The sequence below is a fragment of the Paludisphaera sp. genome (assembly GCF_037189885.1).
GTDB lineage: Bacteria > Planctomycetota > Planctomycetia > Isosphaerales > Isosphaeraceae > Paludisphaera.
In genome coordinates this window covers 1-14,611 of the sequence record NZ_JBBCIR010000019.1, presented here as the reverse complement: position 1 = coordinate 14,611, position 14,611 = coordinate 1, and the positions used below count along the sequence as shown (strand labels likewise).

Sequence of the window (14,611 nt, the reverse complement as noted above, 5' to 3'; positions counted from 1 at the left end):
CATAGCGAGCGAACCATGCACATCCGGAAAGACGACCAGGTCGAAGTGATCGCCGGCGACGACAAGGGGAGCCCCGGGAACCGCCGCATCGCCAAGGTGCTGCGGGCCATCCCCTCGAAGAACAAGGTCGTCGTCCAGGGGGTCAACCGGGTCTACAAGCACCTGAAGCCGAGCCAGAAGAACCCGCAGGGGGGCCGGCTCTCCAAGGAGATGCCCGTCGACGTCTCCAACGTCATGCTGTACTGCCCCAAGTGCGAGCGAGGCGTCCGCCAGGGCGCCCGGCTGACCGCCGAGGGCGTCAAGGAGCGGTACTGCCGCAAGTGCCAGACCGGGCTCGGCGCGTTGGGCCCGAAGAAGCAGGCCCACGCCGACGCCTACGCCAAGGCGCAGGCCCAGGCCCGCTGAGCAAGGACCGGCGCCGTCGGCCGCCGGGGGCGTGACCCCGGGACGGCGGAGACCCCGCGACCCGCCGACCGCAACTGACAGGATTACGGGTATGGCTCGCCTCCAAGAACTGTACAAGAACGAGATCAAGCAGGCGGTCGCCGCCAAGTTCAGCCTCGACAACCCGATGGCGATCCCCCGCCTGGAGAAGATCGTGGTCAACATGGGCGTCGGCAAGGCGACCCAGGACAAGACGATCCTTGAGTCGGCGGCCGAGAGCCTCGGCAAGATCGCGGGCCAGCGGCCGGTGATCACGAAGGCCAAGGTCTCCGTCTCGGGTTTCCGCCTTCGCGAGGGGAATGACATCGGCTGCAAGGTGACGCTCCGCGGGGCGAGGATGTACGAGTTCCTCGACCGCCTGGTGGCCATCGCCCTGCCCCGTATCCGCGACTTCCGCGGGCTGAACCCGAACAGCTTCGACGGCCACGGCAATTACAGCCTGGGCCTGGCCGAGCAGGTCGTCTTCCCGGAGATCGACGCCGACCGGATCCAGCACACGCACGGGATGGACGTGACGATCGTGACCACGGCGAAGAACGACGACCAGGCGCGGGAACTCCTCCGCCTCTTCGGCGTCCCCTTCCGCCAGCCCGGCTCCCGCGCCGGCGGCGCCGGCGGCCAGTGACCGGATCCGAACACCACCGACGCGAGGATTGACCGGACGCCGCGAGGCGTCCCCTCCACGGTCCCGGAAGGACGAGCATGTCGACCAAGGCCCAGAAGATCAAGTCCGAGACGCCCCGCAAGTTCGAGGTGCGGCACCGCAATCGTTGCCGGCTCTGCGGCCGCCCCCGCGGCTACTACCGCAAGTTCGGCATCTGCCGCATCTGCTTCCGGAACCTGGCCAGCCGCGGCCTGATCCCCGGCGTGAAGAAGGCCAGTTGGTGAGATACCGCCGGGCCACGCCGTCGGGCCCCCCGGAACGCCCCGTACCCCGAACAGAACAGCCGCGTCCGTCCGAGTCGCCCGCCGCGCCGACGCCCCGTGGGGGTCGTTACCCGCGACGGTTCAGGAAGGCTTCCCCGCCATGATGACCGACCCGATCGCCGATATGTTGACCCGGATCCGCAACGCCGTCCGGATCGAGCGCACGTCCCTCGACATGCCCGCGTCCAACATGAGGCGCGGGATCGCGCAGGTGCTGAAGGACGAGGGCTACATCTGGGACTTCGAGGAGATCGAGACCACCCCGGCCCGCACCCTCCGCCTCCACATGAAGTACGGCCCCAACGGCGAGAGGCTGATCACGAAGATCGACCGCATCAGCAAGCCGGGCCGCCGCGTCTATCGCGGCTACAAGGAGCTTAAGCCGGTTCTGGGCGGCATGGGCATCCAGATCCTCAGCACTCCCCGGGGCGTCATCAGCGACCGCCGCGCCCGCGACCAGAAGGTCGGCGGCGAAGTCCTGGCCATGATCTACTGATCTCGGCCGCCCCCGGGTACGAACCACCATCACGGTCGCAAGAACGAGGAAGACGGAGCCATGTCCCGCATCGGTCGCAAGCCGGTCGTCGTGCCGGCCAACGTGAAAGTGGCGATCGCCGACTCGACGATCGCCGTCGAGGGCCCCAAGGGCAAGCTGAGCTACGCTCACCGCCCCGAGGTCAGCCTGAGTTTCGACGAGGACAAGAAGGAGATCGCCGTCGCCCGCCGGAACGACGAGCGGCTGAGCCGGGCCCTGCACGGCCTGACCCGCAGCCTCGTCGCCAACATGGTCGAGGGCGTGGCGAACGGTTACACTCGGAAGCTCGAGATCGTCGGCGTCGGCTACCAGGCCCAGCTGAAGAAGGCGAACACGATCGTCCTCCAGGTGGGCTTCGCCAACCAGGTCGTCCTCGAGGCCCCCGACGGCGTGACGGTGACCGTGCCGGACGCGACCCACGTGGTCGTCACCGGGGCCGACAAGCAGGCCGTGGGCCAGTTCGCCGCCGAGATCCGCCGGGTCCGGCCCCCCGAGCCGTACAAGGGCAAGGGCATCCGCTACGAGGGCGAGGCCGTCCGTCGCAAGGCGGGCAAGGCGTTCGGCTCGAAGTAACGCGGCGCGGGACGACTTAAGAGAGACAAGCCGAGGCCGGGACCGGGGCGGAGGCCGCCCCCAGCGAGAGGATCGTTCACGTGGACACCGCCAACCATCACCTGCTGGTCCAGACGCGACGCCTGCGCCGCCAGCGCCGGATCCGCAAGCGGCTCAATGGGACGCCCGAGCGTCCCCGCCTGGCCGTCTTCCGCAGCTCGAAGCACATCTACGCCCAGATCGTCGACGACCTCGCCGGCAAGACCCTGGCCCAGGCCAGCACGGTCGACCCCGAGGTCAAGGCCGAGGTGAAGTACGGCGGCAACAAGGCGGCCGCCGCCATCGTCGGCCGCTTCGTCGCCGACCGCGCCAAGAAGGCCGGGGTCGAGAAGGTCTGCTTCGACCGCCGCGGCTACAAGTATCACGGCCGCGTCGAGGCCCTGGCCTCGGCCGCTCGCGAGGGCGGCCTCCAGTTCTGAGGCAGCGTCCCCCCACGGCTTCGGCCCCCCCAAATCATACTGGCAGAGATCCGATCGTAAGGAGCATCCCCCGTGTCGACCGATAGCCGAAGCCGGGACCGCGACCGCGACCGCGGCGAATGGACGGAGAGCGTCGTCTCGATCCGCCGCTGCGCGGCCGTGGTCAAGGGCGGCCGTCGCTTCAGCTTCAACGCGCTGGTCGTGGTCGGCAACGGCCGCGGCCAGGTGAGCTGGGGCTACGGCAAGGCCAACGAGGTCCCGCCCGCCGTCGAGAAGGGCGTCAAGGACGCCCACAAGCAGATGAAGACGGTGAAACTCCGCGGGACGACCATCCCCCACGCCGTCGTCGGCCGTTTCGGCGCGGCGAGCGTCCTCATGATGCCGGCCAGCCCGGGCACGGGCGTCATCGCCGGCGGCGCCGTCCGCTCGGTCGTCGAGGCCGCCGGGATCAAGGACGTCCTGACGAAGAGCTTCGGCTCGACCAACAAGCTTAACCTGGTCAAGGCCGCCATCCAGGGCCTGGGCCAACTCCGCACGAAGGAAGAGATCGCCCGCCTCCGGGGAGTCCAGATCTGATGCAGCTCCACGACATCACCCAGGGGATCCACCGCCGTAAAAAGCGCAAGCGCGTCGGCCGCGGCGTCGGATCCGGCCACGGCAAGACGTCCAGCAAGGGTCACAAGGGCCACTCGTCCCGCCAGGGCTTCAAGCTCGGCGCCCTCTTCGAGGGTGGTCAGATCACCCTGGCCCGGCGCGTCCCCAAGCGCGGGTTCGTGAACGGCGCGTTCAAGAAGCATTTCGCGACCGTCAACCTGGTCGACCTGGACGCCGTCTTCACCGAGGCGGGCGTCATCGACGAGGCCGCCCTGCGGTCGGTCGGGCTGGTCAAGGGTTACGATCACGACGGGATCAAGATCCTCGCCGACGGCGACGTGACCAAGGCCTTCGAGGTCCGCGCCTCCAAGTTCAGCGCCGCCGCCGTCCAGAAGCTCGAGGCCGCTGGGGGCAAGGCCGTCACGGTCCCCTACGTCGGCAAGGTCAAGAAGACCGCCGGCGACGAGGCCGCGACTTCCTGACTCCGACCCCCGACCCGGGCACGGCGATGGTCGCCCGGGCGGCGGTCCTATGAGAGCATTGAGCGGAGGCCCCGCCCCCAACCTTGGGGTCCGGGGCCTCGCGAGCGGACTGGACCCGTTCCGGCCGACCGGACCCGAAGACGAACCACGGCCCCAGCGGAGCGATCGCGCGTGGACAAGCTGATCACCATCTTCAAGATCCCCGAACTGCGGCGGAAGATCCTGTTCACCGCCCTGCTGCTGGCCATCTACCGCATCGGCTTCTACGTCCCCCTGCCGATCGTCAATCAGGCCCAACTGCGGAACTGGGAGGAGCAACTCTCCACCAACGCCGCCGGCAAGATGTTCGGCACCGTCGCCATGTTCGGCGGGACGTCGATCGGCATGAGCACGATCTTCGGCCTGGGCATCATGCCGTACATCTCCGCCTCGATCATCTTCCAGCTCCTCGGGAGCGTCGTCCCGGCGCTCGAGGCGATGCAGAAGGAAGGAGAGAGCGGCCGGAAACGGATCAACGAGTATACAAGATACTCGACTGTGGTGATATGCGTGGTGCAATCGGCGTTCTGGGTCCAGTACATGATGAGCGATCAAATGGGAGTGGTACTCCCACAATATCGCGACTTCTGGCATGGGCTGGTAAGCGTCTGCATCATGACCGCCGGCACGGTGTTCCTGATGTGGGTCGGCGAGCAGATCGACGAGTACGGCATCGGCAACGGCATCAGCTTGCTCATCATGGCGGGCATCCTTTCTAGGTTCCCCGTCGCCTTGCAGGGCCTCTGGCAGAGCGCCTCGACGCGTCTGACCCCCGAGCCTGGCCAGCTGGGCATCATCCAGCTCGCCCTTCTGGCGATCCTCTTCGTGGGCGTGATCGTTGGCGTCGTCGCGGTCACGGAGAGCCAGCGGCGGATCCCGACCCAATCGGCGAAGCATGTCCGCGGGCGCCGCGTTTTCGGCGGGAGCCGGCAGTTCCTCCCCCTGAAGGTCAACCAGGGCGGCGTCATGCCGATCATCTTCGCCTCTAGCCTGCTGATCTTCCCGTCGCTCATCTTCAACGGGCTCGCGAAGGCGACGGCCGGTTTGAAGACGGAAGCCTGGTCGATCGGCTCCATGTTCGCGACCGTAATCCAGGACCTGGCCGACTCGTTCCAGCGGCAGAGCTATCTGTACACGGTCTGCAACATCGTCCTGATCTACTTCTTCTGCTACTTCTGGACGGCCATCACCTTCAACCCGAAGGACATGTCCGACAACCTGAAGGATTACGGCAGCTTCATCCCGGGCTATCGTCCCGGCCGTCCCACGGCGGACTACCTGGAGAAGGTGATGCTCCGGATCACCTACGTGGGCGCGGCGTTCCTCGCCGTGGTGGCGGTGGTTCCTTCCCTGGTCCAGAACTTCCTGAACGTCGACTTCACCGTGTCGCAGTTCTTCGGAGGGACGGGCCTGCTGATCGTCGTGAGCGTCTGTCTGGACCTCGTGCAGAAGATCGACAGCCATTTGGTCATGCGGAACTACGCGGGCCTGGTGAACCGCAAGTGACGCCGAGGGAGCGCGCATCGTGACATCGCAACGCGGCCCGGGTCGCCGTCCCTCGCTGCCGTCGTTCCTCTCCGGGGTGGTCCGCCGCCCCGAGGGGGCCGCGGGGTCGAAGCCCGCCGCGGCGCCGGGCCGGCGGCCGCCGACGATTCAGCTCAAGAGTCCTCGCGAAATCGCCCTGATGCGAGAAGCGGGACGCCTCGTGGCCCAGGCCCACGACGAGGTCCGCAAACTTGTCGTCCCAGGGGTCACCACGGTCGAGCTGGACGCGGCCGTGGCCGACGTTTTTCGAGCGGCCGGCGCCACCCCGCTCTTCCTGAATTATCCCTGCTCCACCAAGGGGAAGCCCCCCTTCCCCGCCGTCATCTGCTCCAGCGTCAACGAGCAGGTGGTTCACGGCATCCCCAACAACCGCCCGCTGCGCGAGGGGGATGTCGTCGCCGTGGACACCGGCTGTCGCCTCAACGGCTGGTGTGGCGACTCCGCCTTCACCTGGGCCGTCGGCGCCGTCTCCCCCGAGGTTCGGAAGCTCCTCGACGTCACGGCCGAGACCCTCCAACTCGCCATCCGCGCCATGGGCCGCTGCCGATACTGGTCGGAGGTCGCCTCGCTCATGGAGCAGTATGTCAAGAGCCAGGGGTTTTCGGTAATCGAGAACTTCGTCGGGCATGGTATCGGCAAGGACATGCACGAGGAGCCCCAGGTCCCCAATTTCGTGAGCAAGGCGCTCCGGAAGCACGACATCCGGCTGGAGCCCGGCGTGGTGCTGGCCGTCGAGCCCATGGTCGCGATGGGGACCAAGGAAGTCCGCACGCTGGAAGACGGCTGGACGGTCGAGACCAAGGACCGACGTCCCAGCGCGCACTTCGAACACACGATCGCCATGACCCCGGATGGACCCCAGGTCCTGACGCTTCCCTGACCACGAGGGATGAGAGGGACGCGACGGAGATTCCCGGGTCTCGAAGCCGGAATAATCTTGACGAATGGGGCGCGACGGCCCTTGCGGATCGGGAGGACGAGCGTTAGGATAGTCGAATTCCCCGTCGCCCGCTCGACGAGATCACGCCCACTCCCTCCAGACGAGGGCGCTCGACGTGCGAGGCGAGGACGATCATTGAGGCCTGGGTCGGTCGCCACGGGAATCGTGGCCCCCCCTCGCCGCTTGGCTCCGGTCTTCCCGGCTCGTCCGGGAGGGTCGTCGGTTCGGTGACCCCCGATCGACGCGCGGCCGTGGAGCGACGATCGTGATATGTCGCCGGGACGCGCCGGTCGCGTCCCACCGGCTTGCCCGGCCGTCGCCGCGACAGCGGCTCCGCCGGGCGTGGCGGCGGCGGTGGCGAGACGACAGGCACGGACAGAGACGAAGGCGGCGACGGCCATGAAAGTACGATCGAGCGTGAAGCGGATTTGCGAGAATTGCAAGATCGTCCGGCGCGAGGGCAAGGTCCTGGTGATCTGCTCCAACCCCCGGCACAAGCAGCGCCAGGGCTGAGGACGCCCGGCCGCGACGGCGAGATGAGGGCCGACGCGGCGGGCGGACGGCCGATCCCCCTCCTGGACCAGCGTGATCGACGGAGACCGACGGAATGCCTCGTATCCTGGGCGTGGACATCCCTAACGACAAGCGGACTGTGATCTCGCTGCGTTATATCTACGGGATCGGTTCGTACCTCGCGGACCAGATCTGCGAGCGCGCGGGGGTCGACCCCGAGAAGCGCGCCCGCGACCTGACCGAGGACGAGCTCGCCAAGCTGGCGAATCTGCTCGACAACGAATACACCGTGGAAGGCCAGCTTCGGCGCCAGGTGCAGCAGAACATCGGCCGGCTCCGAGAGATCGGCTGCTACCGCGGCCTGCGGCATCGCAAGGGCCTCCCCGTCCGCGGCCAGCGGACGCGGACGAACGCCCGCACCCGGAAGGGTCCGCGCAAGACGGTCGCCGGCAAGAAGGGCGTCAAGGAAATGCGCTGAGTTGGCGCCGCGTCCTTGAACGGGCGCGGGGCGGAGGCGCGCGATAATCGAGTCGGGCGGGCGCGGGGCGCTCGTTCGCGTCGTTGGGAATCGAATCCGGCAGACGAGGAGCGTAGGACCCGTGGCGAAGGCCAAGAAGCGGAAGACGCGGCGGAATGTCAGCCGCGCGGTCGTGCACATCAAGGCGACGTTCAACAACACGACCGTGACGATCACCGATCCCAACGGGGACGCCCTCTGCTGGGCCTCCTCCGGGACGGTCGGCTTCAAGGGGAGCCGCAAGAGCACGCCCTTCGCCGCCCAGCGCGCCGCCGAGACGGCCGCCGCCTCGGCGACGAAGTTCGGCGTCAGGGAGGTCGAGGTCAAGGTGAAGGGCCCGGGCTCCGGCCGCGAGAGCGCGATCACCGCCATCCAGGCCTCCGGCCTGTCGATCAAGGCGATCGAGGACGTCACCCCGCTGCCGCACAACGGCTGCCGCCCCCCGAAGAAGCGTCGCGTCTGATCGGTCGAGGCGTAGCCCCGCCGCCTCGCAGCCGCCTTCGCCCCACTCATACACCATCCAAGTTCGAGGTTCGCTGGATCCACCATGGGACGTTATACAGGACCCGTCTGCCGGCTCTGCCGCCGTGAAGGCCTGCAGCTTTTCTTGAAGGGCGCTCGCTGCCACACCAACAAGTGCGCCGTGGTCCGCCGCGACGGCATGCCGGGCATGCACCAGTTCCGCCGCGGCAAGGCGAGCGAGTACGCCATCCGCCTGCGCGAGAAGCAGAAGGTCAAGCGTTTCTACGGCATCTTCGAGCGGCAATTCCGCAAGTACTACGCCGAGGCCGCCCGCAAGACGGGCAACACCGGCGACCTGCTGATGTCGCTCCTGGAGCGTCGCCTCGACAACGTCGTGGCCCGGCTCCACTTCGCCGTCAGCCGCCCCCAGGCCCGGCAGTTCATCCGCCATGGGCACGTGCTGGTCAACGGCAAGAAGGTCGACATCCCGAGCTACCTCGTGAAGCCCGGCGACCAGGTCTCGGTCAAGAACCGCGAGCAGTCGCGCAACCTCGCGCTCGAGAGCTCGCAGGCCGAGTTCCTCGCCCCGATCCCCGATTGGCTCGACCGCATCAGCAGCGATCCCCCCGAGGGCCGCGTCAGCCGCCTGCCGTCCATCCAGGACATCGGCCTGCCGGTCACGCCCCAGTTGATCGTCGAGTTGCTGAGCCGTTGAGCCCAGCACTCCCGGAGCGAGAGCACCACCAGGGGGATTCATGATGCGTATCCGTTGGCGCGGCCTCGAATTGCCCAGTCGCGTCGTCTGCAACCGCGAGACCCTCACCGATAACTTCGGCGAGTTCCACGTCGAGCCGTTCGAACGCGGCTTCGGCCACACCGTGGGCAACAGCCTCCGCCGCGTGCTGCTCTCCAGCCTGGAAGGCAGCGCGGTCACGAAGATCAAGATCCAGGGCGTCCAGCACGAGTTCTCGTCGATCCCGGGCATGGTCGACGACATCACCGACCTGGTCCTGAACATCAAGCTCCTGGTGGTGAAGAACCACTCGGAGCACCCCCGCACGATCCGGATCGACCGCGACCGCCGCGGCGTCGTCACCGCCGCGGACATCCTGCACGACGAGTCGATCGAGATCATCAACCCCGACCACATCCTCTGCACGCTCACCGACGACGTCCCCTTCCACCTGGAGATGACCGTCGAGAACGGCCGGGGCTACAAGACCGCCGCCGAGGGCCACACCGACGACCTGGAGATCGGCATCATCCCGATCGACTCCAGCTTCAGCCCCGTCCAGCGGGTTGAGTACCACGTCGAGAACACTCGCGTCGGCCAGCGCACCAACTACGACAAGCTCTTGCTCCGGATCTGGACGACCGGCGTCATCAACCCCGAGATGGCCCTGGTCGAGGCTTCCAAGATCCTGCGGAAGCACCTGAATCCCTTCGTCCAGTACAACGAGCCGGGCCCGGGCCTCCCCAGCGAGGCTGGCCCCCACGACGGCCACGCCCACGCGCCCGTCGACGCCGAGCTCGAGCGCAAGCTCGACATGAGCCTCGCCGAGCTGGAGCTTTCCGTCCGGGCCACGAACTGCCTGGAGAGCGAGGGGATCACCACCGTCCGCCACCTGGTGTCCCGTTCCGAGGACCAGCTCCTGAACGTCCGGAACTTCGGCGAGACCACCCTCAAGGAGGTCCGGGCCAAGCTCCACGAAATCGGGCTCGACCTGGGAATGAACGTCTCCACCAAGAACTGACCGGCCTTCGCGACGTGCTCCGGCCCCCGGCCCCGGCGACCCGGCGGCCGGTCCCGTATCCCGAAGTCCCCTCGATCAGATAAGAAGCCGCCATGCGTCACAAGAAAGCCGGCCGCAAGTTCAAGCGTTCCCCCGAACACCGCCGCATGCTCCTGCGCAACCTGGCCACGGCGCTCCTGGAGCACGGGAAGATCACCACGACCGTCCCCAAGGCGAAGGAACTCCAGCCCTACGTCGAGAAGTTGATCACTTCCGCGAGGGGGGGCTTCAAGCTCGATCCGTTCCGGCGAAGCCTGGCCGTCCTGAACAACAAGGACGTCGCCTACAGGTTGTTCCACGAGATCGGCCCGCGGTTCGCCAACCGTCCGGGCGGTTATACCCGCATCTACAAGCTCGCCAAGGTCCGCCAGGGCGACGCCGCCGAGATGGCGGTCATCATGCTGCTCGGCGAGGACGAGACGATCAAGGCCCCGGCCCGCCCCGTCGTGGCGGAAGCCAACGCCTGATCGCCCCGACATTCTCGAAAGGCGTCCGGGACTCGCCCGGACGCTTTTCTTCGTTCGAACCTCGGGGCACCCTTGCATGAGCCGCGACTCGAACTGCGTCTTCTGCCGTATCGTCGCCGGGGATATCCCCTCGACCCGGGTCCTGGAGACCGATGACGCCATCGTGATCCTGGACATCAACCCGGTCGTCAAGGGTCATCTCCTCGTGATCCCCCGGGCTCACCACGTCCTGGTTGGCGACCTCCCGGATGACCTTGCCGGCCACGTCGGCTCCCTCCTGCCCCGGCTGACTCGCTCCCTGGCCTCCGCGCTCGGAGCCGAGGGCACCAACGTCGTGATCAATAGTGGTCGCGTCGCGGGACAAGAGATCGACCACTGCCACTGGCACCTGATCCCTCGATTCTCGGGCGATCCGGTCCGTTGGCCCTGGCCGCGCGACGCTTATTCGGGCGACGACATGGCCCGAACGGCTTCCCGCATCGTCGACGGGCTGGGCTGAGCCGACAAGGCATTCCTTTTTACCGTGAGACGTCGCTGTCTCGCGGTTCCGGCGACCGTCCGGTGCTCGACTCCGTGGTCTTCCGTGACGGCTCCATGATCTCCTCGAGTCAGCGACAACCGAGCGCGTTCACGCGTCGCGTGAGCGTCACTCGGTTCTCGCTTCCTCCTCGACAATCATGCCTCGACCCTTGACTTGGACACCTGGTTTGCGGGACTCTTGCGTTGCTTGATTTTGAGTTCCCCGCGTCTTTTTGGAGAGGGTTGGGGGACCGTGAGCTTCTCCTGGCCTCGATTTGGTGTCCGTATGGATACTGGTTGGCCGTCCCGGGCTGGTCTGCCTAAGGATCAAATGGGTGACGAGTTAGGGTAATTTGGATCGCCGTCGGCCGGGGTGTCCGAAAACTTGACGGTATCTGGTCGTGGACTATAATTTCGTTGAATCCGCTAGCAGCCGATTGTTAGGGCACGAAGGCGACCGAGGCGCGAGGGCACGCTCGAACTCGCACGGCGAGGGCGACGGTGCGAACCATGGATCCGGGCTCGCGTCGGAGCGATTAGGAGAGTCTGGTGCCCAGGTCATTCGATGCCGCGAAGTCCGCGATCAAGAGCGCGGTGGACATCGTGAGATTGGTCGGCGACTACGGATTGGCCCTCCATCGAGCCGGCTCGCGCTACAAGGCGATTTGCCCCTGGCATGACGATCGGCATCCCTCCCTGGAAGTCAACCCGGATCGGCAGACCTTCAAGTGCTGGGTCTGCAACATCGGCGGCGACGTTTTCGAGTTCGTTCAGAGGATGGATCGCGTCGAGTTCCCCGAGGCGTTGCGGACGTTGGCCGAGCGCGCGGGGGTGACGTTGGAAGGTCCGGGGGCGTCGAGGCGCGCGGAAGGGCCTTCCCAGGCCGATCTCCGGGGGGTTCTGGTCTGGGCGGAGGAGTTGTTCTCGAAGGCCCTGGAGAGGGATGAAGCGGCTCGCGGCTATGTCGAGGGTCGGGGGCTGACGGCGGAGACGGCGGCCCGGTTCCGCCTGGGGTACGCCCCGGACGACCCGGGTTGGCTGTTCGAGGAGGCGAGGCGGAAGGGCTACTCGAAGGACCTGCTGGAGAAGGCCGGCCTGGCGAGTTCCGCGGAGGATGCGTCGGGGCGGGTTCACGCGAGGTTTCGGGGTCGGCTGATCTTTCCCATTCACGACGAACGGGGCCGTCCGGTGGGGTTCGGCGGGCGGATCCTGCCGGAAGCGGAGAGGGCGGCTTCGTCTCGGGGGTTTCGTGTCGCAAAATATGTTAACAGCCCCGAGACGCCCCTCTTCCAGAAACGTCGGCTCGTCTACGCCGCGGATCTCGCGAGGGCGGCGTGTCGCGAGGCGGGCTGGGTCGCGGTTATGGAAGGGTACACCGACGTGATGGCGGCTCACCAGGTCGGGCTGACGAACGTCGTGGCGACGTTGGGGACGGCGTTCGGCGACGACCACGTCCCCCTGCTGCGGCGGCTGGCCGACCGGGCTTGCCTGGTCTACGACGGTGACGAGGCGGGCCAGTCCGCGGCGGAGCGGGCGCTCGAGGTGTTCCTGGGGCATGAACTTGACGTGCGGGTGTTGTCGCTCCCCTCGGGGCTGGACCCTTGTGACTTCCTCTTGAGCGAAGGAGCCAACGCATTCCGGACGCTGGCCGACGAGGCCCGAGACCCGCTGTCCTTCATCCTGGGCCGGGCGCGGGCGCGGTTCGACCTGGACTCGATCGACGGGGCCCGCCAGGCCTCGGAGTGGGTGCTGGGCGTGCTCGCCCGGGTGCCGCCGTCCCCGCCGGGGTCGGCTCAGGACGTCGCCTTGAAGAAGGCTCTCGACAAGCTGTCGCTGGCGCTTCGGCTGCCGGTGGCGTCGCTCCAGGCCCGGCTGAAGTCGCTACGGCGGCCGGCGCGTCGGAAGGGCGCGACGAAGGAGGAGGTTCCCGCCCCCGCCCTCGACGCGGCCCCGACGCCTCCCGCCATCGAGCTGGCGCGGGCGATGGACCCCATCGATCGCGAGTTCGTCGCGGCGGTGGTGGGGCGGCCCGACCTGGTCGCCACGCTCGTCGTCCGCGTCCCCCCCGCCTTGATCCGAGACGATCTGGCCCGAATGATCCTTGACGCCGCCTATGAGATCCACGGGAGGGGGGAGGCGCCCGACTTCGAGGCCCTCAAGGCTGACCTCGAGGACCCGCGGGCCCTGGCGGTCCTGGATCACCTGAACGAGCTCCAGGAAGGCCTGGGACGCCCCGAGCCGCAGCCGCTGGACGAGGTCCAGTTCCCCATCGGCTCCTGGGAGACCCGGCTGGAAGACGCCCTCGCCCTGTTCGCCGAGCGCGAGCGCCTGGCCCGCCTGCGGGACCTCAAGCAGGCCCTCGACGAGACCGACAAGCTGGCCGAGCCCGATGCACATCGAGCTTTGCAACTGGAATACCGAAGACTACTGACCCAGCGGGCTGGGACTTCCAGATAAGAAGAATACGCGTCCCGATCCGACGTATCGTGCGTGAGGGAGGAATGATGGACAAGCCGGACGAGGGCGTCAAGGCCCTCCTCGAACTGGGCAAGCGACGTGGATTCCTGACTTTCGATCAGGTCAACGACGCCCTGCCCGATGACCCTAACGGCCCCGAGCGCATCCACGGGCTCCTGGAGACCCTCGACGAGCTGGGCGTCGAGCTGGTCACCGAGGACGAGGCCGAGGCGCGCCTGCTGGCCTCCGGCGAGCTCGACGAGGACTCCGACGACCTGGGCGAGGAGGCCGAGGAGGAAGGGGAGCTGACCGCCGAGGAGCTGGAGGACATCTCCCGCCGGATCGACGACCCCGTCCGCATGTATCTCACCCAGATGGGGGAGATCCCCCTGCTCACCCGCGAGCAGGAGATCAACCTCGCCAAGAAGATCGAGGTCACGCGCAAGAAGTTCCGCCGCAAGGTGCTGGAGTGTCACTTCGCCCTGGCGCTGGTGGTCGACGTCCTCAAGAAGGTCGCCGAGGGGGAGCTGCCGTTCGACCGGACGGTCAAGGTCTCCGTCACGGAGAACCTGGAGAAGGACCAGATCCTCGGCCGGATGCCGCACAACCTCGCCACGCTGGCGCACCTGATGGAGTGCAACGTCCGCGACTTCAAGTCGTTCGTCCGCGAGCGGGACAACTCGGCCCGCGTGGGGCTGATCAACGACCTGAAGCGGCGTAGGTTCAAGGCCGTCAACCTCGTCGAGGAGCTGTCGATCCGGACCCAGAAGGTCCAGCCCCTGATGAAGCGGCTGGAGCAGATCGCCGTCCGGATGAACGAGCTGCTCTTCCTGCTCCGCGAGCACCGCGCCGGCCGGGGGGGCAAGGAGGACCGGGCCAACCTGGTGAAGGAGCTCAAGGACCTGATGCGGATCACGCTGGAGAGCCCCAAGAGCCTCCGGCGTCGCGTCGAGGTCATGAGCGCCCGGTTCAAGGAGTACGAGCAGGCCAAGCGGGAGCTGTCCGGCGGCAACCTGCGGCTGGTGGTCTCGATCGCCAAGAAGTATCGCAACCGCGGGCTGTCGTTCCTCGACCTGATCCAGGAGGGGAACACCGGGCTGATGCGGGCCGTCGACAAGTATGAGTACCGCCGCGGCTACAAGTTCAGCACCTACGCGACGTGGTGGATCCGCCAGGCGATCACCCGGGCCATCGCCGACCAGGCCCGCACGATCCGCATCCCGGTCCACATGATCGAGACGATGTCCAAGCTGCGGAACGTCTCCAAGAAGCTGCTCCAGGAGAAGGGCCGCGAGCCGACCATCGAGGAGACGGCCAAGGCCGCCAACATCTCCGTCGAGGAGACG

General features: G+C 67.2%; 19 protein-coding genes. All 19 read left to right on the top strand.

Features of this window, described 5'->3' with window-relative positions; translation table 11 throughout:
- The first annotated feature begins 15 nt into the window (after positions 1-15).
- Positions 16-405, top strand: a complete 390-nt coding sequence (gene rplX, locus WG209_RS07790) for a 50S ribosomal protein L24 (RefSeq protein WP_337174461.1) — start codon at positions 16-18, stop codon at positions 403-405.
- Positions 406-496: 91 nt separating this feature from the next.
- Positions 497-1,069, top strand: coding sequence for a 50S ribosomal protein L5 (gene rplE / locus WG209_RS07785; protein WP_337174460.1), 573 nt, complete (start codon positions 497-499; stop codon positions 1,067-1,069).
- Positions 1,070-1,146: 77 nt separating this feature from the next.
- Complete coding sequence (locus WG209_RS07780) at positions 1,147-1,332, top strand: type Z 30S ribosomal protein S14 (RefSeq protein WP_337174459.1); 186 nt, start codon at positions 1,147-1,149, stop codon at positions 1,330-1,332.
- Between the two features lie 139 nt (positions 1,333-1,471).
- Positions 1,472-1,867, top strand: coding sequence for a 30S ribosomal protein S8 (rpsH, locus tag WG209_RS07775; protein ID WP_337174458.1), 396 nt, complete (start codon positions 1,472-1,474; stop codon positions 1,865-1,867).
- A 60-nt stretch (positions 1,868-1,927) separates the two neighbouring features.
- Positions 1,928-2,479: a 50S ribosomal protein L6 gene (gene rplF, locus WG209_RS07770; protein WP_337174457.1), complete on the top strand. Its 552-nt coding sequence runs from the start codon at positions 1,928-1,930 to the stop codon at positions 2,477-2,479.
- Positions 2,480-2,559: 80 nt separating this feature from the next.
- Positions 2,560-2,937 carry a 50S ribosomal protein L18 gene (gene rplR / locus WG209_RS07765; protein WP_337174456.1) on the top strand — a complete coding sequence of 126 codons (378 nt, stop codon included), beginning with the start codon at positions 2,560-2,562 and terminating at the stop codon, positions 2,935-2,937.
- Between the two features lie 72 nt (positions 2,938-3,009).
- Complete coding sequence (rpsE, locus tag WG209_RS07760) at positions 3,010-3,513, top strand: 30S ribosomal protein S5 (protein WP_337174455.1); 504 nt, start codon at positions 3,010-3,012, stop codon at positions 3,511-3,513.
- A complete protein-coding gene (gene rplO / locus WG209_RS07755) occupies positions 3,513-4,013 on the top strand; it encodes a 50S ribosomal protein L15 (RefSeq protein ID WP_337174454.1) in 501 nt (166 codons plus the stop codon). The genes rpsE and rplO overlap by 1 nt, the downstream gene beginning before the upstream one ends.
- Before the next feature lie 171 nt (positions 4,014-4,184).
- Positions 4,185-5,558 carry a preprotein translocase subunit SecY gene (gene secY / locus WG209_RS07750; protein WP_337174453.1) on the top strand — a complete coding sequence of 458 codons (1,374 nt, stop codon included), beginning with the start codon at positions 4,185-4,187 and terminating at the stop codon, positions 5,556-5,558.
- Positions 5,559-5,577: 19 nt separating this feature from the next.
- Positions 5,578-6,477 carry a type I methionyl aminopeptidase gene (map, locus tag WG209_RS07745; protein WP_337174452.1) on the top strand — a complete coding sequence of 300 codons (900 nt, stop codon included), beginning with the start codon at positions 5,578-5,580 and terminating at the stop codon, positions 6,475-6,477.
- A gap of 459 nt (positions 6,478-6,936) precedes the next feature.
- Positions 6,937-7,050, top strand: a complete 114-nt coding sequence (gene rpmJ, locus WG209_RS07740; RefSeq protein WP_165247416.1) for a 50S ribosomal protein L36 — start codon at positions 6,937-6,939, stop codon at positions 7,048-7,050.
- Between the two features lie 94 nt (positions 7,051-7,144).
- A complete protein-coding gene (gene rpsM / locus WG209_RS07735; RefSeq protein WP_337174451.1) occupies positions 7,145-7,528 on the top strand; it encodes a 30S ribosomal protein S13 in 384 nt (127 codons plus the stop codon).
- Positions 7,529-7,649: 121 nt separating this feature from the next.
- Positions 7,650-8,030, top strand: a complete 381-nt coding sequence (rpsK, locus tag WG209_RS07730; RefSeq protein ID WP_337174450.1) for a 30S ribosomal protein S11 — start codon at positions 7,650-7,652, stop codon at positions 8,028-8,030.
- Between the two features lie 84 nt (positions 8,031-8,114).
- Positions 8,115-8,744: a 30S ribosomal protein S4 gene (gene rpsD / locus WG209_RS07725; protein WP_337174449.1), complete on the top strand. Its 630-nt coding sequence runs from the start codon at positions 8,115-8,117 to the stop codon at positions 8,742-8,744.
- A 43-nt stretch (positions 8,745-8,787) separates the two neighbouring features.
- Positions 8,788-9,783, top strand: a complete 996-nt coding sequence (locus WG209_RS07720; protein ID WP_337174515.1) for a DNA-directed RNA polymerase subunit alpha — start codon at positions 8,788-8,790, stop codon at positions 9,781-9,783.
- A gap of 92 nt (positions 9,784-9,875) precedes the next feature.
- The gene (rplQ, locus tag WG209_RS07715) at positions 9,876-10,289 is read left to right on the top strand and encodes a 50S ribosomal protein L17 (protein WP_337174448.1); all 414 of its coding nucleotides are present in this window, start codon (positions 9,876-9,878) and stop codon (positions 10,287-10,289) included.
- A 76-nt stretch (positions 10,290-10,365) separates the two neighbouring features.
- Positions 10,366-10,788, top strand: coding sequence for an HIT family protein (locus WG209_RS07710; RefSeq protein WP_337174447.1), 423 nt, complete (start codon positions 10,366-10,368; stop codon positions 10,786-10,788).
- 569 nt (positions 10,789-11,357) lie between these two features.
- Positions 11,358-13,265, top strand: a complete 1,908-nt coding sequence (gene dnaG, locus WG209_RS07705) for a DNA primase (protein WP_337174446.1) — start codon at positions 11,358-11,360, stop codon at positions 13,263-13,265.
- 44 nt (positions 13,266-13,309) lie between these two features.
- Positions 13,310-14,611: sigma-70 family RNA polymerase sigma factor (locus tag WG209_RS07700; protein ID WP_337174445.1), on the top strand; the 1,302-nt coding region annotated here is incomplete at its 3' end.